This is a genomic window from Gardnerella sp. 2492, assembly GCF_050320365.1.
GTDB lineage: Bacteria > Actinomycetota > Actinomycetes > Actinomycetales > Bifidobacteriaceae > Bifidobacterium.
On record NZ_CP186952.1, the window covers coordinates 514,612 to 534,274 of the forward strand.

Consider the following 19,663-nt stretch of genomic DNA (forward strand, 5'->3'; position numbering starts at 1 on the left):
ACTAGAACAATGGTGGCTGGCTTGATGAAGTCCTATGTTCTAAAACTTGCTTAATAGAAACATATTGAGTTGTCAACATGCCATTATTGTCAATACTTTTACGAATCAGCATAGCAACTTTATAAATATCGTTCTTTCTAAAAGATTCTTTACCATCATTCAAACGCTTAATAAAATCCCTATCTTCAACCTGAACAAACTGAGTTTTCACACCATCAGTAATACGCCATTTACCACCATCACGGAACGAAATATCTAATGCTTGTACCACCGTTTCAACAATACTCTCCTCAGTTTTGGTACTTACAGAAGAATACTGCGATATTCCATAAGCGTCTTCAGAATCTACAGTTTCTACACAATAATCGTCGCTAAACGTTACAGAATCAACACCATCAGACATAGCAGGATCAACAGTTGTCCTCAATGTCTTCAAATATTCTTCATTTGTTAAAAGCTCAACAGAAGCCTTGTAAGTAGTCAACTTAGAACCATCTGGAAACTCTAATTTTACGCACTCCAACCCAGTACGCTCATCTGTTTTATCAGGAGTTTGCTTTACTGGATCACCCTTATACAAAACATGCTTAACAGCTTTAACTGTTCCCAGAAACACACCAATAATAGCAGACGCATTAACTACAGCATTTACTGGATTGCTAGAAAACAAATCAACAATGCTATTAGCAACACTCGCAATAAGGTCAATATTAAAAGAACCCTCACGAGTAGCCTTTGCCTTCAAAGATATAACGCAATTAGGAGCGGTATGAGCTTGAATCTTTTCAAACGCTTGAGATAATGCTAAAAGCGCAGGAGCAAGCTGCTTAACATCCATTTCATGAGACTGTAGCGCAATACCATCATACTTAACAGTAAAATTCGCGCTATTCTCAGAATTAAGAACTGTTACATTACTATCCATTACTCACTCCTTTCATTAAAAACTTATTCTACTATTAACAAAGCAAATATTTGCAGTTTGGCTTATTCGACGCGCGCCTAGACTCTATATGATTCATACAAGAACGGGAGTGGAAAAGAAAGAGCAATAACCATGGATAACATCACATGTAACGCCAATAACTTCAGAAATAAGCCAAATGTGAGTAAAGAAAAACTACGCTTCGCAGCGGTATCATCATAAATCCAGTAGTTCTGCAATATTCTAAAAAATTATGAAATCACAAATTTGGCAAAGCAGACATAAAATCATTCACAGCTTTAAAAGCTCCAAAAAAGAACTTAGGATTATTTATTATAACCGAGAACACAATTGTTCCACCATTTTTACGCGTAACATTACCAGTCATAGAAGTTACATCAGACAAAGATCCTGTTTTTACACGAAGAAAACCGGCAGAATTCTCGTCAGATAAACGCTTTCTTGCGGTTCCAATAAGCCCAGGAATAGAGAGACCCTGAGCTGCAGCAGCACCAGAACCCTGTCTAATATTCAATAACTGAACCTGAGCTAAAGTAATAGCTCGAACTGTAGAATCTGGAGAAAGACCAGAACAATCTGACATATGAAGACCACGAGTATCAACTTTAAGTTTCTTCAAACCAGCACTAATAGCAGCAGTAGCACCTTCCGGACTATTCTTCTCCCCTACAGCCAACGCTGTTAATCGACCAAACTCTTCTGCGAGAGTATTGTCAGAATGACGAAGCATATACGACATAACTTCATTCAACGGCGCCGAAGAAACTTTAGTTAAAAGATTAGCGTTACGCGCAATAAGTGATTTTTTGTAGCTTACAAATATAGGTTCCGGCGTAGGATTCTCAGCTGCAGAATTATTACTATCATCACTGCTGTTTTCGCTACTTCCGCTATTTTCACTATTCTCTTTATTTTCGTTATTTTTTGATTCATCACTCTTGCTATTAGATTTTTCACTGCTAGTCCACGAAAGTACAGAAATACCTTCACGAGTAAGCAAATCAGCAAAAGTCCTACCAGCACTTTCAGCAGGATGCGGATCAGAAAGAGGAAAATCAGTAGGATCATCAGCATCAACACCCTGCAAAGCAAGATTTCGCTGCCGCGCACAATCTACTGCCATAGAAGAAGTATCAGCATAAAAGCGATGCTCAGAGTCATTCTTGTCGATTAACGCAGGCCTACGATTAGCACCAAAAAGTGAGTCATCTACAGCAAACTTTACAGAAGTAATGTGTTTTGCTTTCAAAGCTTCAGCAGTATTATGAGCAAGAGTTTCAAGACCAGCTCTACCATTTACATGATTTTTATCGCTTTTTCCTACGCCTAAAAGCATATCTCCGCTTCCGCGCAAAACTAAACGATACGAACCGTGTTTTGATATTTTAGAAGAATTAACAGCGTTTTTAGTATCAGCAGTAGCTTCTGGCAAAAGATAAACTTTTGTGTCTAAAGTAGATCCCATATCTAAAGTACGAGAAGCTACAGCAGCAGTTAATGTTTTTAATGTAGAAGCAGGAGCTCTAGGAACATCCTCGTTTTTAGATGCAACGATTTTGCCTTTCGAATCAAGAATTACTATAGAAATGTCACTTCCTACCGAAGGATTAGAAGTTAAATTATCTACGATCCCTGAAACAGAATCCTTATTTATTGGGCCGCCTTCAGAAACATTTTTTGCAAGAGTTGGGAAAGTTTTAAAAAGTTTCGGAAGATGAGTTGCCTCATAAGTTTGATTCTGCTTATGCATAGTAAGCGGACCAGGCGCAATATCATATATGTCAAGAAAAATATACGAAATCATAAGAGCGCAAGTAACAATAGCAGATGCGGACACTACAAGAATACGTAAATTCGAAGCAAAGCGTTTACGCATAAGCGTACAAGAAGTTTTTGTAGAAGGAACACTAGAAGAAGAAACAGTCTGTTTTAACGATTTTTTTCGCGCTTCTTTAGACGTGAATACATCTTCAGGTAGATCTACGATATCCTCAAGCTGACTAGCCTTTTTTTCATTATCAATATCAGCCTGCTCAATATCGTGCATTAGTGCACCCTCATCTCATCTAACTTAACAATACTATGAAAGTATACATTGCTCTTGTCACAAAACTCATGCATAAACGCTACGCAATACGCAATTAATACGCAAATTAATACGCGACTAATACGTCACTAAAAGCTGAAATTAATGTAACTAAAAGCTTATTTAACAGGTAACAAACTATCTATTAATAAACTTTTCGTAAGCAACTTCATCCGCAACAACGTCTAGCTCACCAATCCACATAAACGGATCATTAGCCTTGCAGAACCCGTATTTGAAGAAATAAAGACCGTCACTAACGTCTAGTGAGAAAACGCCGCCCATGTTGAAGTATTTAACTCCAATCTCATGTGCCCACTGAATTAAATCCCATATAGAAAGATAACCTGGGCTTACTTTTCCTTGCATAGTTGCTGTTGCGCCATACATGTACCAAAGTTGGCCGTTGTAAGGCAATCCCAACATGCACGCAATAGTTTCGCCCTCATACTCAGTGCTATAAATCCTCATATCCGGATATGCGGCTATAAGTCTTTCAAAATATTCTTTAGGCCTGTAAGTAATACCATGCCTTTTTGCCATTATTTCTGTAAGATTGTAGAAAGTATCAATATCTTCCTGAGACCTACCCCAGCGAGACGTAACGCCAGCTTTTATAGAAGACCTTATATGCCTTCTAGTCATAGAGCTAAACCCAGCCATTAATTCTTCAGTTGACTTGCCCTCAATGTTAAGAATCATTTCACAGCGCGGATTTGAGAAAGTATGTATTTTTTCTCCATCGCTTCTAAAAGTAAATCCTAAATCTCTATACTTTTTAACAAGATTCTGATCGTTTTGAACACAAGGATCCATTCTCAGCAAAAACGCATTATACTTTTCAAACAACGGTTTTGCTTCTTCAATCAGTTTTTTAGTAGTTTCTGTATCGTAAAAGTCTGATACTGGACCGCGAGGAGCGTACAGGAACATTTTATCATCCACTGCTTTAATACCAAGAACTGACATAGCCGCAGTAATTTTCCCATTTTCTTCAAGATAAACATACTCGCTAATCCAATTATTTTTAACTTTTGCCCATTGCATATCTTGAGTAGCATATCCGTACGGTGAATTTTTTACGAAATTCTCATATTCTTGAACCTTGGCAGAATCATTCTTATCAAGTATCGGCATCTATTCTCCTTTTAGCTAATACGTGATTTTAATACTTGCATCGTATGATTGCTGTTCAATACGATTTTTATGTAATCAACGCAAAAACTATATTCTTAACTATATTCTTAATTTAGTAGGGTAAAAATTTTTTAGTTAGTATGATTTAAATACTTAAGTTACGCTGTAATCGACGCGAATCTGCGCAAGTTTTCTACAATGCGAATCATGCGCTTATCCATTACTTTGCCGCCAAGAATTACGCCAACAACCAGCACAATTGCGCCGTTTATTACAAACAAAATGCTTGCAATCCACAAAAGATTCGTGTTAAGGATCATAAACGCAATAGCTGCAGCAATAGACGGAATCATGCATACTGCAGAAAGAAGCATAAAACCTATTGGCGCAAAGGATCTAGCTCCTGCAGAACCTTGCGGCCTAGAAAATGGCTTTTCGATTGATGCCACAGGGTACATTGCAATGCACGAAGAAATTAAACCAATGCCTATAGTCGCAAAAGCTACTCCAATTGGCGAAAGAATCTGGAACATAACCGCACTTACACTTTGCTGAACATGCGCCACGAAGAAAAGGAAAACGTAAACCCCTACTCCAAGAATCGCAAAATAAACAGCGCAAATCACGGACCAAACTATTGCGTTAGCTAAGCGATCGTGCAAACCTTTTACGCCAATAATCGCGTGCATAGTAAAAGCTGTGCCATCGTATGCAATATTGTTTCCAACAACCATGCCCATAAGCAACGCAGCATACATCATCCAGGCAGAAACACCTAAGCTATCTGTTAGAGAATCAAATCCTTTAGCTTTAAAACTACCTCCTCCCGCAATTACCAGCATAAAAAGCGGCGCAATAAGCAAAAACAGTTGACGCATATCTCTTCTCATAACGCTAATAATTCGCGCAATAATCGCACCGACTGTGTTGTCTGGAACTGCAGCAAACAATCCGATTCCCTTAGTTTTAACAACTGTTTTTTGCTCACCACGAATAAGCTTCGGCTCTAATTTTGCACAGAACACAGAGATTGCAAAGCAAACAGCAATCGTTACAACGCAAATAAAGAAGCGAATAGCAAGAGCAAGCCAATTGCCATTAATAGCATCGAGCGGCAAAGCAATAGCTGCACTTAATGGCGTAAAAGCGGACGCAGCGCAGAAACTTGAGCTGATCACAATTCCATTTGATGAACTACCATGCGTGTTCATTGACGTAACAAAAAGCATATACGCTACGAAAATAGCAAAGTAAAAAATGTTTCTTGAACGCTTGTTTATTAAAATAGTATCCAAAAGTTCAATAAGCATTTTGCTTAAAGACACGATTGTTGCAACATAAAGAGGAGCCGCGATTACGCTGACTAAAACCGGCACAATTCCAAAGCTTCTGTACGCTAAAGACCACAAAGCAAGCGCAATTGTGCAGCTTATAGAAAGCGCTCCAAAAAGAGAGCCAAGAAGCATGCCAGCTTGCTGCTTTACGCAAGGAATGCCGTAAAGCGCAAAACTACGCGACTTTAGAGTTGTGTCGCTGCCTAACATAAACAGGTTTATAAACAGCGTAAAAATTGACACAGTAGACGCAATTATTATTGGAACAACTTGGAATTCCTGCCAATCCTTAGTATCTTCAATCATTCCTGGATCAAGGTACTTTCCTGTTTGCCAGCCGGCAAAACCAAGAGCGCATATAATCGCAAGTCCAAAAACAATGACTATACCAAAGCCAATTTTTTGCCAAATTGACTTTCGCATAACAGAAAAAGTAAGCGCCCAGCGAAGGCGAACCATTGTAAAAATCATAGACATGATTACTTACCGCCTTTCGCTCACGCGTTGTGATTACTTGCGATTGGTGTTGCGCTATTGCCGCCGTTAAGCCAGTCGATTCGCGCAGCCGCGTGACGTCCGCCAACAAGCTCCATAAAGCGATCTTCAAGCTCCTTACCTTGAGCCACCTCTGCAAGAGTGCCAGCAGCCGCAACATGACCTTCGTTAATAATCGCAACGTGCGAGCACATTTTTTCAACCAATTCCATAACGTGCGAAGAAATAATCACCGTTCCGCCAGTAGAAACATACTCGGCGAGAATATCCTTCAAATTTGCGCTAGAAACAGGGTCCACCGCCTCAAAAGGCTCATCGAGCACAAGCACGCGCGGGCTGTGAATCATAGCTGTTGCAAGGCAAATCTTCTTAGTCATACCAGTTGAATAGTCCGAAACCATAGTGTTTGCAGCTTCTGTTAAGTCGAAAGCTGAAAGCAAATCGTTCGCTCGCTTTACGGATTCCGCGCGGCTCATATCGCGAAGCATGCCAGCATAAGTTAAAAGCTGAAGGCCGGTAATAGTCCTAAAGATCTCATCCGCTTGAGGCATTAAACCGATTGCGCGCTTAGCACTATTTACATCGCTCCAAACGTCGTTGCCAAAAATTGAAGCCGAGCCAGAATCTGGCATAAGCAAGCCCGTAAGCATTTTAATCGTAGTAGTTTTACCAGCACCGTTAGGGCCGACTAATCCATAGAAAGAGCCTGCTGGAATGTCTAACGAAAGATTATCTACAGCAACTTTTTTTCCAAAAGTCTTAACAAATCCGCGGATAGAAACCGCTGAAACATCTTCGCTGTCAGCGGCGTAAGTGTTTGCGCCAAAAACTGGAACAGAATCTACCATAGAAACCTCGCAACATACAGATAAACGCACGTATTGCGCCACATTATGCGCAATCGCACGCTTACATCAAGAGCTCTATTATCTCATATCTTGCGTATAAACACACTACAGATTCGTTATATTTGTCTCGTGTTTGAGACATTTGTAACGTTTTTTGGCTGATTTTCGTTAGATTTGTATCACTCATGAGACATTTGTAACGTTTTTTAGCCTAAATTCGTTATGTTTGCATCATTTATGAGACAAATCTAACGAATTTGAGACAAAGCGCGAAGGTAGGTCATCGCTCGCGTACTCCAATCTACCGCCCCGTGTGCTGAATAGGCTTCCACTCGCTCTTAGAGAACACAGCCTGGAACGCAATCGGCACGTACGAAAGCATGAAAATCGGGAAACTAAGCGCATACGCAAAAAGCTCCTTATTCGTAGCTCCAAGCTTATTATGCTCAACAAGAATCGTAAGAGATACGAAAACCATCATTCCCATAAAGCTATTAACAGTTGTAATAACTAAATTAAGCACAGAAGATATCTGACTTGTCCAAGTCACGAAACCACAAGCTGCAAAAATAAAACCAAGTATAAGTCTTACTATTGCAAGAACCATGAACGGACATAGCATTAAAGTAAAGTCCACAGAAGAAAAATCGCGCTCGCGAATACCATGCTTTATTAAAGCAGCACCATAATATCGGAAAACTTGCAGGAATCCTTTACTCCAACGCAAACGCTGTCTCCAACTTTGACGGAACGATACAGGCTGCTCGTCGTAAAGCATTGCTGCACCACAATACCCGACTTTATCACCGTGAAGAATTGAGTCCATAGTAAACTCGAGATCTTCAGTAAGAAGATGGAACTTCCATCCACGGTTTCTATGCATTATCTCACTTGAGAACATGAATCCCGTTCCGCCTGCGTGACAGCTAGAGCCAAATAGCATTCTGGAATTATTTGTAAAACGAGACTCGCGAATAAACCATAATGCGGATCCGGAAGAAACCCAATTATCTGAAAGATTCACAGAATTACGGTAACTCGTTAGAATCTGATATCCAGCATGGAAGCCTTTATTCATTTCTTCAATATAACGGCTGTCTAGTTTGTTATCTGCATCGAAAACAAAATACGCATCGTATTTCTTATCGTCACCGACTTCCATAATATGGTCAAGCAGGTAGCTTAAAGCGTATCCTTTGCCAATATGTTCTTTATCGAAGCGTTCTATAACATTGCAACCAGCATCTCTACCTAATTGCGCAGTATTATCAGTGCAATTATCTGCGACCAACCAAATATCGATTAAATCTCCAGGATATGTTTGCGAACGAATACAACTAATAAGGTTACCTATAACAGCTTCCTCATTTCGTGCAGAAATTAGAGCAGCATAATGTTTATCCATCGGAGCGTTCGGAAAAACAACAGGTTTTGCAACAAGAGATACTATTGCGCAAACACCTTGATACACAACGCTACCTATGCCGATAATAATTACGAGTATGTCGAATACTGATAGGAGAATCATTTATTCCATCCGCTTCGTGGGTTACTTATATTGCTTTTTGGCTGCTTCTTTGACTTATTAGCTAGTGCAATTTTATCAGCCTGATTTTTCGATGCAATATCGTGATTTACAGCATCTAATACTTTTCTAGATATAGCGATTGTTGTTAAATCATCTCTGCTTGCGTCTTCTTCGCTACTATTTTGTTTACCGCTAAGCATTGATGCTTTAGAACTTCCTTTAGTTTTTCCGCTATTAGAATGAGCATTATTTTCTGGATCAATATACGCTTGCTTATACCAGTACAAAATATCATCGTTCATCGTTACTCGAGAACTACTCCCCTTCATAACACGACGAACACCATCTCGCATAGGCTTTACAAGATTATTACTAATGGTTTCAATGCCGCTGACCATTATAGACTTGTGAACCGGCTTAGGATCGCTCATCAGTGGAGAAGATACTAGATCATACTGTTTTGTGCAAACTCTTAAGATAGCTTGCAAACTAGCAGTAACAGGTAACGCTAAGAATGCACCTAAAGCTCCAAACACTGCACCCATAACTAACACGGATAAGAATGCTACTGCAGGATTAAGATCCATAGTTTTTTGCGAAATTTTCGGCGAAATTACCATATTTTCTATCTGCTGATAGATAGTAATAAATATGAGAACTGCTACTGCAGATCCGATTCCTTGCGAACCCCATGCGAATAATATTGGCAAAGCTCCGCCCAAATAACCACCGATTGTAGGAACAAACTGTGACACTATTCCGCAGAATAACGAAAGCGGCAACCAATACGGTATTTGCATAAATATTAGGAATATTGCAGTACCGGCTGCGTTAATAACAGCCAAAATAATACGCGAGAAAAGGAAGCTGGAAATCTGCTCCTGCACAACAGACCATATGAATAGGAATCTGCGCTGAGACTGAGGGTTCATCCAACGGCACATGCTGCGTCTCATTGCTGGACCAGCTGCAGAAATGTAGTAAGTCACCATAAGTATTGTGAGCAGATCAAGCATTGCAGCAAACAATCCCCATGTTGTATTCAAAGCTTGGCCTGCAAAATCAATAACCCATGAAGTTTGCACATTTTTCATTATTTCTACAAACAATTGCTCAATATTTGGCATTCTAAAGCCAGTTGAGTGAAACACCATATGAGCAATCTGGTTATACAATTCTGGCAATCCCATAGCCATAGAAACCACTTGCTGCACAAACATGTTACCAAAAAGCACAAGTAGCATGCCCACAATAACCATAAGACCGGTTAAGCAAACTCCGGAAGCAACTCCTCTTCTCCAACCATGTTTTACGAGTCGAACTACTAAAGGTTCTAAAGCTAAAGCTATAAAAATAGAAACTATTACATCGAAAACAATAAATGAAATACTATTCCACGCAAACCACAAAAATACTGATATAAACGTAACTATAGCAACATATATGAGTGCGCGTCCAAGCCAATCAGGAGGCCTACGCTCATCTCCTTTTGCTGGGAACAACGACGCTAAATCTAGTTTATTACTATCCGCAGCGCCAAACTCGTTCAGTTCATGTTCTTGATCGTTCATAAATAACTATTGTACTGTTGCGAACTGATGTATGAATCGCGCGTTAATTAAACTTCGTGAATTATACGTAACAAAATCTTAACGAGATAGTCGAGTCGCTGAAATCCAAAAACCTTTCACTTCTTCTAGACTTTTTAATTGAGTTTTTCAGAAAGGAATGTGTCTCCATGACCACTTTGCAAACGAAAGAAGATGCCGCAGCCCTTATTGAAAAGGAAGGCATTGAATACGTATCCGTACGATTTACTGATTTGATTGGTGTTCAGCAGCACTTTACTGTTCCAGCTGACGAGTTCTTACACAGCGCATTTACTGATGGTATGGCTTTCGACGGCTCCTCAATGCAGGGCTTCCAGGCTATTAACGAATCCGATATGAAGCTTATTCCGGATGTTGATACCGCCTACATTGACCCATTCCGTAAGCATAAGACTTTAAACGTTGCGTTCTCTATTGTTGACCCTGTAACAGATGAGCCATATTCTAGGGATCCACGTCAGGTTGCTATTAAAGCTGAAGCTTATTTGAAGTCCACCGGTATTGCTGATACTGCAAGTTTTGCTCCAGAAGCTGAGTTCTTCATTTTCGATAAGGTGCGTTTTGCTAATGACATGCAGCGCTCATTCTATGAGGTTGATTCTAACGAAGCTCCTTGGAATTCTGGAATCGACACTGAAGATGACGGCAGCAACAATATTGGTTTTAAGAATCGCGTAAAGCACGGCTACTTCCCTGTGCCACCTGTAGATCACAATCAGGATTTGCGCGATGACATGGTTTACAATTTGCAAAAGGTTGGCTTGATTCTTGAGCGTTCTCACCACGAAGTTGGCGGCGCAGGTCAGCAGGAAATTAACTACCGTTACAATACGCTTGTTCACGCTGGCGACGATTTGATGAAGTACAAGTATGTGGTTCATGAAACTGCTGCTTTAGCTGGTAAGGCTGCAACATTTATGCCAAAGCCAATTGCTGGAGATAACGGCACTGGCATGCACTGCCATCAGTCGCTTTGGAAGGATGGCAAGCCATTGTTCTATGCGGAAACTGGCTACGCTCAGCTTTCTGATATCGCACGTTGGTACATTGGCGGCTTGATTAAGCACGCCTCTTCTGTGCTTGCATTTACGAATCCTTCGCTTAACTCTTACCACCGCTTGGTTCCAGGCTACGAAGCTCCAGTCAACTTGGTTTACTCTGCTCGTAACCGTTCTGCAGCTATTCGTATTCCTCTTGCTGGTACGGAACCTGCTGCTAAGCGTATTGAGTTCCGCGCTCCAGATCCTTCTTGCAACCCATTCTTAGCGTTCTCCGCTCAGCTTATGGCAGGTTTGGATGGTGTTATTAACCATATCGAGCCTCCTGCACCTGTTGATAAGGATCTGTACGAGCTTCCTCCTGAGGAGCACGAGGGTATTAAGCAGGTTCCTTCTTCGCTTGGTGAGGCTTTGCAGGCTTTGGAAGAGGATCACGACTTCCTTATGCAGGGTGACGTGTTTACTAGCGATTTGATTGAAACTTGGCTGAATTTGAAGCATGAGGAAATGGATATGGCTCGTTTGGCTCCAACTCCACTCGAGTATGAGCTTTACTTCCACATCTGATTCTGTAGTTAGGTCATTCTAAATCAATAAGCCGGCTCTACGATTTCGCAGAGTCGGCTTTTTGTTTGGCGCGACGACCTGTCTGAGCGCAGCACAGCGCGCGCGAAAGCAACTCGGAGCGGAAACTCGCTTAAGTTGGAAGTCCAGTGGACTTCCAACGCGAGTTTCGTAAGCGAGCGCTTATAGCGCGAGCGCCATCTGCACCAGTGTCCCAAAACAAGCAAAATCGGACACGCACGCAGCACGACGACTGCACGCGTGTCCGAAGAACAGGATTAAGAGACCATAACGCAGCGCGCAATCTGCACAAGTGTCCCATTACGCCGGCTTTGGCATCAAGCAGATTTTTGCGTTAGCTGTTTATTTTTTAGCACGTACTTTACGTCAGCTTGAGACGCAACTTTCGAATCGTGCGTAACAACGATCACACATTTGCCGTGCTTGCGAGCAAGATTCTTTAATATTGCAATAACTTCCTTAGTCGTTTTCGGGTCAAGGCTGCCTGTAGGCTCATCCGCTAAAATTACCGGCGCAGAAGATACTAAAGCTCGCCCAATTGCAACACGCTGCTGCTGCCCGCCGGAAAGTTGCGTAATATTGCGATTTATTTCTTCCTCCGTCAACCCAAGATCTACTAGAACTTGAGCATCCGCGCGCGAATTTACTAATCGCAAATTTTCTAACGGCGTCAAATAGTCAATAAGATTAAAATTTTGGAAAACAAGCGAGATATGCTTTTTGCGATGCTCACAATATCCTGTTTTTGCAATATTTTCACCGTTAAAAAGCACTTCGCCACTATACGGAGTATCTAATCCAGCTAAAAGCGAAAGCATAGTAGACTTTCCAGCTCCAGAAGCTCCCATAATACTGTACATTTTGCCAGTTTCGAAATCTGCATTCACGTCATTTAGTACCGCAATATTTGCAGGTCCGTAAGTGTACTTCACATTTTTTAATTGCAATAAAGCCGACATAATAAGCTCCTTATTTTTACATAATTTAAATACGTTTTATACGATTTGATTCATTTATACAATTGCGTTTTTAGTAGAAAATGCGCATACGCAACTACATTTCTGCTAACTCATAGCGCTTAGTATTTGCCGAGGCTTCTTTATTAAGATTGGCAGCACTGCAACAATCAACGCAACTATTGAAATAAGCAAACCCATAACAAAAGCAGTAAGCGTTTGCACCAATGGCAATACCGGAACACCGTCCGCAATAAATGAAGAATCTGCACCATGCAAAATCGCAGAACCAATAACGCCAGAAAAAGCAGCACCCAATCCCAGCGAAATAACGAATGACACAATGTTAAGTATCACGATTTCAACAAGTAATTGGCTAACTATTACTGCTTTCGACAATCCAATAGACATAAGTACGCCAATCTCGTGCATACGCGCTCTAACCCAGAACACTAGTACAAGTCCAAGCACTAAAACGCCAACAAAACTTAGCGCAACAAAAATCATTCGCACAAGTTGTTGCACAGAGTTAACTGATCTTATTACACCAGACAATTGCGAAGCATTCTGCTCTACATCCGCCCACTTGCCGGCAATACTTTTAGCATCACGTATTGCATTAGCTAATAAATCAGAACGCTCAACAACACAGCGCAGAACACTTCGCTTAGAAGAACCAGCTAGAGACAACGCCGAACTTAAGTCAGTAAATATGCGATTTTCTGAAGTATCCGAAGGAAGAGCTCCCTTAGTTTGCAATTTGCCGGCAAAAATGCCAACAACGCGAACTTCTACATTAAACCCCTGCTTAAGAGTTATAGTAGAGCCAATCTTAAGATTATTCTTCTTAGCAAAATCGCGATGCACTATTGCGCTACCAGCAGAACGATTAGTAATATGCTCACCCTGCACTAAACGGTACAATCCTTCTTGAAAACCTTGAGATAATCGAGAATCTGTTGTGCCAGTAATTCCGGCAGCATGAGCCAAAACATCATCGTCTAGTCTTGGACCTTGTAAGGGAAGCAAAATTTGCTTCCCAACAGGCGTAGCTAAAACATCGCGCTCTTCCACTACAGTTTTTACGCCCGGAATCGCAGCAAATTTACGAATTTGACTAGAGTCAATTCCTTCATTCGCGTCTAAATCTTGCGGAATTGGAGAATTAGACGTAGCAACAGAATTAGAATTTATATTACTTTGCTCTGGAAGAGTTTCACCTCGAGTTTTTGCTCGTACAGTAAAACCTAAAGCAATACTGGATTGAAGACGATTTCTAGCATCATCAACAGAAGCACTAATACCAGCTTGCGAAACTAGAGCACTTAAAACAAGAGTCATGATCAGCACAATTATTGCGTTGCGTCGAGGCTTGCGAAATATTGCAAGCCACGCTCTAGAGCATAAAGAAATTACACCAACACTCATAATCACTCCAAATAAACTTTGCTAAACTTTGCTAAAACTTGCTAAAAAATACGCAATTTTTTTATTTTTGCAATCCGAGCAGTTCTCGAGGAGATTTGCACATCATTGGCAAATAGGACAGCACTACCGAAACAACAACTACCGCGCATACTATTGCAGAAACACCAGCAAAGCATTGCAAGTCTACTTGCACAATAAGTTTGTCCAAAGTTCTAGTTGCCAAAGTTGATTCAAGATTTCCACCAGCTTGACCCATAGTGCTTAAATCATCAGCAGCAGCAGATTTTACGGATCCGAGCGCAGCGGCACCCATCCACGGAGCTATGATTTTTGCAAAAAAGTATCCAATAACTAGCGAAGGTATTGCAATAAGTAGAACCTCGCTAATGTACTGACAAACTATAGACAGCTTACTGTTGCCAATCGCAGTAAATACACCAATCTCATGTCGCCGCTCATTCATCCACAACAAAAGCACCAATCCAAGCGCAATAATAGCGAAAGATATTACTGCAATAGTCGTAATAGTCATCATTGAATGAACGCCTTTAGCGACTCTCAATAAGCCAGCAACGAACTGATCGTCACGAGTTAGCTGATAATTTTGCAAATCAATAGGCAATTTAGCAGCTTGTGCCATAATATTATCCGCATCCTCACCGCGCTTTACTTTAAAACTTGCGTCCTGATATATTTCTTTTCCTGGCTTATATTTATACAATTCGCGCGTAGTTTGCAAATCTGTATACACAGTATTTGCAGTAAGTTCCGCTCTAGTTGCAACTTGTCGCTTATTTGCTCCCGAATAAATTCCAACAATACGAGTTTTTACGGTTACGGTTGATTGGTTAATATTGTCGGCATCGTAAGGATTAGCGCGAAGTGTAAGAGTATCTCCTACATGTAATCCATTGGCTTTAGCGAGATCTTCATGAATAAGAGATGCATGAACATTGCTAGCAAACAAATGCTTACCTTTAGATACGTTTATTGCTTTTGTTTTAAACGCATTAAGCGCAGTAGAATTATTGGTTCCCTCAATGTTAACTGCATTTCCAAACTGCTGCTCGCGCTTTTGATCATAATCCTGAACGCCTGGAATTCTCGCAGCTTTGGCATTAACCAAATCAGCTGTTACATTTTGGCGAACTACGTACGAAGCAATTCCATTCAACTTTGCGATTGCTTGTACATCTTTAGGTTTTACAGTTCCAGCTCCTCTAGGAGTTCCAGGATTTACTTGCGGATTATTTGCAAGTACGAAACTAGATTCAGCTTGCGATTCAACTTTTTGCACCTCTTTATTAGCGGCGCTCGAAACTGCAGAAATTGCAAATAATAATGTTGAAATAAGAAATAGAACAATGAAAACTATTAATGTTTTTATTCGTTTCCTCAGAATGTAGCGTATTGCACGAGAGATAAACGTCATCGACTACCTTTCCTCATTGAAAAATGACTGTATATAGTATGTAAATATACGGTATGCCAGTATAACATATGAGCACTTATAACCACAATATAAAAAAGCCGGCCCTACGATTTCGCAGAGTCGGCTTTTTGTTTGACGTTCTGCACTAGTGTCCCATAACGACAGTCTTCAGACACTAACGCAGTAAGAGTTCTGCATTAGTGTCCCAAAATCACCAAACAGAGACACTCGCGCAGTAAGCGCACTGCACCAGTGTCCCAAAACAAGCAAAATCGGACACGCGTGCAGTCGTCGTGCTGCGCGCGTGTCCGAAGAACAGGATTAAGAGACCATAACGCAGCGCGCCATCTGCACCAATAACGAACAGCAATGTCGAAATAAGAAATACAATAATGAAAACTATTGCTGTTCTATTCGTTTTCTTAGAGTGTGATATAACATATCCTTACTAAAAATGCGTTTAGTATCATAGTTTAAAGCGAGTAGATCTACTATATAATAAATTTCCCTCCACAAAATAAATTGCGGAGGGAAACTTTTTATGTGTAAATATAGCAGGATCTAGCAGAATCTCACAGTATTCACAGGATCTACAATATTTACAGGATTAATCATCAGTGAAATCTATTGTCAGTTTTTTACCGTCAATACTGAACTTTCCGTAAACATAGCCACTGTTTTGAGTACTGTCACTCTCCCAGTCACTGTCATCAAAATAGTTGCTCTTGTAGCGATAACTTATGTCGACATTAATTTCATTACTTCTAAAAGTACCTGAATCCATGTCGACTTCGTCTAGATCTGGTACACCGCTAGCTGAGCGTTGAATACCATCGTATTGATAGTCATAGTACGTATATAATCTTGCAAAAGAGCAATTTTCTGGTACATCCGTATCAGTGGAAGCTACGCATTTATCAATATGCTTTTTAATAGCTTTAGTAAGCTCTTCTTTTAAAGCATCCGTAGCTTCCAATTTCAGTGATGCAGGTGTTGAAACGCCAATTTCGTTAACCAATACATTAGAAGTACCAGTAGTCCACAATTGTGAATCCTTTACAGATTCAATATGGTAACTTCCTGGATACGCTGGCATAAGATAGCTTGTAGTAACACCATCATCAGAGTAAGTGTAGTCTGAAGAATATCCGTCTTTTGCACCGTCTGGAGTTTTCTTGAAATCATCCAAGTTTATTTCGGAATTATTGACTTTAATTTTCTTAACCTGGTTTGGTATTGACAAGCTAATTTTTCCAACTGATGGATATTGAACCTTGTAAGAGTCGAAGAACAGCCACTGTTTTCCTCCTGGCACAAGTACAAGATTCATTGAATCTCGTTGACCAGCAATTTTGTAATTAACCTTGAAAGAATTGTATGGACCACTAACAACGTTTACGTCTGTTATACGGTTTGTTGCAGATTTTCCAATTGCGTTTGTTAGAAGTACTTTACGATTTGCAGGAATCTTTGATGAAGACCAGTCCGTCATATTGCTAGCTTCATCAAAATTTCCTTCTTGCAAATACTTTACGTAACGCTGGATAGTTGCCTGCGGTGAATAAATATTTTGTTGGATAACAACATATCCTATTCCGAGAACTACTATCGCAATGGCGATTATTATAAGGCTAATTTTTGCGCCTCGGCTCATCGGCTTACCTTTAACAACGTAGTCTGTTACAAATCCGGAACTAGGTGATTCAGGAGTAAAGTATTCTTGCTGTTGCGGATACTCCTGTTGGATTGTATAAGGCTGATTAGCGTAAGGTTGATTAACGTAATCTTGCTGAGCATAATACTGCTGGTTTGCGTAATTTTGCTGTCCATAACCAGGCTGCTCATAACCAGGCTGCTCATAAACTTGTGTGTTTTGTTGAATGAATTGAGTCGGCTGAGTCTCATTAAACTGATTTTGAGGATACTGCGCAGACTGTGCTTCTTGATAATTTTGTGCTTCTTGCATCGGCTGATTAAGAGGCGCTCCGCAAGATGAACATATCGCTACTCCATCGGGATTCTGGTTATTGCAATATGGACAATTCATATATTTCTCTCAATACGGTTTTAGAAATTACAAGGAAGCCTAGCTGGTTTCCCAGCTAGGCTCAATTATTAATTAAAAAACAGGTCTAGGAAGTGATGGCGCGTGACCAATATTTTTAACTGCCATCCAGAAGTTTGACCATGCAGATGTCATAAAGCTCTTATCGATAGCCGATACAATGAACATTGCAATAACACCTACGAGGATGAAGATAACCCACATCCACTCACGATCGAGCTTACCCTTATATCGTGCAGTTGCTAAGAAGGACACAGGCACTAAGATGAGCAGCACAAGGTAAAGCGCCTGCAAAGCAACAGACGGAACCTGTAATACCAAAGAAGGATTATGAACGAACAAAGATGCATCTACAGAATCAAAATTCAAAGTCATTGACTGAGGATTGCCTGACATGGAATCAGCCATAAGACTAGATACCTGTCCACCAAGTAATCCAACAATAGCAGTCTTAGATGGTGGAATAAATGCTAATACTGTAGCAACAATTTGCAAACCTAAAAGCGGTACGAGCTTTTGTGCAAAAAGAACATGAAGCTGAGCTGGTGAAATCTCATCACCAAACATCTTCATGCCCAACAAAGCAACACCGTAGACTGCGTATACAGTTAAGACACCAATAACAAACTTGTAAAGGAACACTGTAAACGGAACACCTGGAACCGTTGGAATACTTGGTCCTCCAAAAGAACTTGACATTGAATTTGCAATATTAGCGAGATCCTTAGTTGGAGCATACATTGCGTTAACAATAGTCATCGAGGACAGGTATCCCTGCAAACCAAACAGTAAACCAGAAATAACTGCTACCAATGCTGCATACAAGTTAGATACGCGATACTTTTGAGAAGGATTCTTAATAGCTGTTACCAACCAACGGAAGAAGTTCATCATTTGCTCAGAATTAATCTGGCTAGCAAGCTGCTGAGCATAACGAGCTGCACCCTGCTGTACTGGCTGGCCAGGACGAGCAGCATACTGCTGCTGTTGAGCAGGCATTGGCTGTCCATATGGAGCTTGCATTGGCTGCTGCATTGGGCGAGGCTGCTGAACAGGCTGAGCATACATAGGCTGCGCTGGGCGCTGCATAGGAGGCTGCTGAGCAGGAGCAGCAGGCTGAGCAGGAGCCTTAGCTACTGCCATATTATTTCCACAACTTTTGCAGAATTTTGCGGCATCATTATTTTCAGAACCGCACTGAGCGCAAACTTTCATTTGTCTCTCCTTGTAACTATTGGAATCAACCCAAACTAGAATCAATCCCCTTTATCCGTGCATATTACGTACACACGAACGCTATCATTTAATTGTATTACTTCGATAGAGACAACCTATATCTTATTAATTGTAATTTTTCCGAAAAATATACTATAAATGCAGAAAAAATACGAAAAGTCGCCTGATAATAAAAAATTATCAAGCGACCAACAATAATTAAAAAATTAAATAGCAAACCCTAAAATGCGCGCGGCGGAAACTGGAACAGCTTCATCAGCCCAATAATCTTCAAGATTCTCATCAGTAGAAAGAGAACGCATTTCAGCACGATCAATATATAATTCACCGCGCAAATGATCAGTCTCATGCTGGAATATACGAGCCGGCCAACCGTGCAATTTCATAGAATGCTGCTTACCATCCTCGTCCTGCCAAGTAGCCTGAATATCAAGCCAACGCTGACGAACAGCTTGATATCCTGCAACGCTTAAGCAACCTTCATAAAAACTTCTAGTCTGAGTACCGATCGGCTCATAATGAGGATTAATAATCGCGCGGAATGGAAGCTCAGCTATATCACGAGGATCATCCTCATCATCACGAACATGATCTTCAATAACTGCAATAGCAAGACCTAAACCAATCTGCGGGGCAGCTAAACCTACTCCAGGAGCAGCAAGCATGGTGCTATGCATAAGAGAAATCAACTTATCAAGAGTAGCACGAGTAAGTTGACCATCGTATTCAACAGTACGCTGTCGCAGCACAGGCTCACCTGCTTGAACAACAGGAAGTATGCCATCCTCGGTAGCAGAATCCAAAAGATGCTCTACCGCACGGCTAAGTTTAGTATCGACACTGGCATGATGCGTAAACATAGGACTCCTTACACTAAAAGACGTTTCAATACACACGTACAGTCAACTTAAGATTCACGTTTAAAAAGTGAAAATCAGAGATACAGCACAACACTAAGGTGATAATTGTAACAAAATTC

At 40.7% G+C, this 19,663-nt stretch carries 14 protein-coding genes; 1 reads left to right on the forward strand and 13 read right to left on the reverse strand.

What is annotated here, in order from left to right; translation table 11 throughout:
- Position 1 precedes the first annotated feature (1 nt).
- The 7 genes from ACPFYS_RS01950 to ACPFYS_RS01980 all read right to left on the reverse strand — a co-directional run bounded on the left by ACPFYS_RS01950 (position 2) and on the right by ACPFYS_RS01980 (position 9,945).
- A complete protein-coding gene (locus ACPFYS_RS01950) occupies positions 2-925 on the reverse strand; it encodes a hypothetical protein (protein ID WP_427877325.1) in 924 nt (307 codons plus the stop codon).
- Between the two features lie 259 nt (positions 926-1,184).
- The gene (locus tag ACPFYS_RS01955) at positions 1,185-2,993 is read right to left on the reverse strand and encodes a D-alanyl-D-alanine carboxypeptidase/D-alanyl-D-alanine-endopeptidase (RefSeq protein ID WP_427877327.1); all 1,809 of its coding nucleotides are present in this window, start codon (positions 2,991-2,993) and stop codon (positions 1,185-1,187) included.
- Positions 2,994-3,170: 177 nt separating this feature from the next.
- Positions 3,171-4,169: a lipid II:glycine glycyltransferase FemX gene (locus ACPFYS_RS01960; RefSeq protein WP_427877328.1), complete on the reverse strand. Its 999-nt coding sequence runs from the start codon at positions 4,167-4,169 to the stop codon at positions 3,171-3,173.
- Positions 4,170-4,327: 158 nt separating this feature from the next.
- Positions 4,328-5,980: a hypothetical protein gene (locus ACPFYS_RS01965; RefSeq protein ID WP_427877330.1), complete on the reverse strand. Its 1,653-nt coding sequence runs from the start codon at positions 5,978-5,980 to the stop codon at positions 4,328-4,330.
- A gap of 20 nt (positions 5,981-6,000) precedes the next feature.
- Positions 6,001-6,846, reverse strand: a complete 846-nt coding sequence (locus ACPFYS_RS01970; RefSeq protein WP_427877332.1) for an ABC transporter ATP-binding protein — start codon at positions 6,844-6,846, stop codon at positions 6,001-6,003.
- A gap of 301 nt (positions 6,847-7,147) precedes the next feature.
- A complete protein-coding gene (locus tag ACPFYS_RS01975; protein WP_427877334.1) occupies positions 7,148-8,374 on the reverse strand; it encodes a glycosyltransferase family 2 protein in 1,227 nt (408 codons plus the stop codon).
- Entirely contained in the window at positions 8,371-9,945 is a 1,575-nt protein-coding gene (locus ACPFYS_RS01980; RefSeq protein ID WP_427877336.1) for an AI-2E family transporter, read from the reverse strand. Before ACPFYS_RS01980 ends, ACPFYS_RS01975 begins: the two co-directional genes overlap by 4 nt.
- Positions 9,946-10,112: 167 nt before the next feature.
- On the opposite strand from ACPFYS_RS01980, the gene glnA reads away from it, so the two are divergent.
- A complete protein-coding gene (glnA, locus tag ACPFYS_RS01985) occupies positions 10,113-11,549 on the forward strand; it encodes a type I glutamate--ammonia ligase (RefSeq protein WP_427877337.1) in 1,437 nt (478 codons plus the stop codon).
- A gap of 335 nt (positions 11,550-11,884) precedes the next feature.
- On the opposite strand, the gene ACPFYS_RS01990 is transcribed toward glnA, so the two are convergent.
- From ACPFYS_RS01990 to ACPFYS_RS02015, 6 genes are all read right to left on the reverse strand, one after another.
- Entirely contained in the window at positions 11,885-12,526 is a 642-nt protein-coding gene (locus ACPFYS_RS01990; protein WP_427877339.1) for an ABC transporter ATP-binding protein, read from the reverse strand.
- A 105-nt stretch (positions 12,527-12,631) separates the two neighbouring features.
- Positions 12,632-13,951: an ABC transporter permease gene (locus ACPFYS_RS01995; protein ID WP_427877341.1), complete on the reverse strand. Its 1,320-nt coding sequence runs from the start codon at positions 13,949-13,951 to the stop codon at positions 12,632-12,634.
- Positions 13,952-14,012: 61 nt separating this feature from the next.
- Complete coding sequence (locus ACPFYS_RS02000) at positions 14,013-15,383, reverse strand: ABC transporter permease (RefSeq protein ID WP_427877343.1); 1,371 nt, start codon at positions 15,381-15,383, stop codon at positions 14,013-14,015.
- Between the two features lie 607 nt (positions 15,384-15,990).
- The gene (locus ACPFYS_RS02005) at positions 15,991-17,430 is read right to left on the reverse strand and encodes a zinc-ribbon domain-containing protein (protein WP_427877345.1); all 1,440 of its coding nucleotides are present in this window, start codon (positions 17,428-17,430) and stop codon (positions 15,991-15,993) included.
- A 72-nt stretch (positions 17,431-17,502) separates the two neighbouring features.
- Complete coding sequence (locus tag ACPFYS_RS02010) at positions 17,503-18,663, reverse strand: hypothetical protein (RefSeq protein WP_427877347.1); 1,161 nt, start codon at positions 18,661-18,663, stop codon at positions 17,503-17,505.
- Between the two features lie 227 nt (positions 18,664-18,890).
- Complete coding sequence (locus ACPFYS_RS02015; RefSeq protein ID WP_427877349.1) at positions 18,891-19,544, reverse strand: peptide deformylase; 654 nt, start codon at positions 19,542-19,544, stop codon at positions 18,891-18,893.
- Positions 19,545-19,663 lie beyond the last annotated feature (119 nt).

Bases quoted from the DNA above. Each gene is read 5' to 3' on its own strand.
- ACPFYS_RS01950 (WP_427877325.1), bottom strand. From the start codon at position 925: ATGGATAGTAATGTAACAGTTCTTAATTCTGAGAATAGCGCGAATTTT.
- ACPFYS_RS01970 (WP_427877332.1), bottom strand. From the start codon at position 6,846: ATGGTAGATTCTGTTCCAGTTTTTGGCGCAAACACTTACGCCGCTGAC.
- ACPFYS_RS01995 (WP_427877341.1), bottom strand. From the start codon at position 13,951: ATGAGTGTTGGTGTAATTTCTTTATGCTCTAGAGCGTGGCTTGCAATA.
- ACPFYS_RS01975 (WP_427877334.1), bottom strand. From the start codon at position 8,374: ATGATTCTCCTATCAGTATTCGACATACTCGTAATTATTATCGGCATA.
- ACPFYS_RS02005 (WP_427877345.1), bottom strand. From the start codon at position 17,430: ATGAATTGTCCATATTGCAATAACCAGAATCCCGATGGAGTAGCGATA.
- ACPFYS_RS01980 (WP_427877336.1), bottom strand. From the start codon at position 9,945: ATGAACGATCAAGAACATGAACTGAACGAGTTTGGCGCTGCGGATAGT.
- ACPFYS_RS02015 (WP_427877349.1), bottom strand. From the start codon at position 19,544: ATGTTTACGCATCATGCCAGTGTCGATACTAAACTTAGCCGTGCGGTA.
- ACPFYS_RS01965 (WP_427877330.1), bottom strand. From the start codon at position 5,980: ATGTCTATGATTTTTACAATGGTTCGCCTTCGCTGGGCGCTTACTTTT.
- ACPFYS_RS02000 (WP_427877343.1), bottom strand. From the start codon at position 15,383: ATGACGTTTATCTCTCGTGCAATACGCTACATTCTGAGGAAACGAATA.
- ACPFYS_RS01955 (WP_427877327.1), bottom strand. From the start codon at position 2,993: ATGCACGATATTGAGCAGGCTGATATTGATAATGAAAAAAAGGCTAGT.
- ACPFYS_RS01960 (WP_427877328.1), bottom strand. From the start codon at position 4,169: ATGCCGATACTTGATAAGAATGATTCTGCCAAGGTTCAAGAATATGAG.
- glnA (WP_427877337.1), top strand. From the start codon at position 10,113: ATGACCACTTTGCAAACGAAAGAAGATGCCGCAGCCCTTATTGAAAAG.
- ACPFYS_RS01990 (WP_427877339.1), bottom strand. From the start codon at position 12,526: ATGTCGGCTTTATTGCAATTAAAAAATGTGAAGTACACTTACGGACCT.
- ACPFYS_RS02010 (WP_427877347.1), bottom strand. From the start codon at position 18,663: ATGAAAGTTTGCGCTCAGTGCGGTTCTGAAAATAATGATGCCGCAAAA.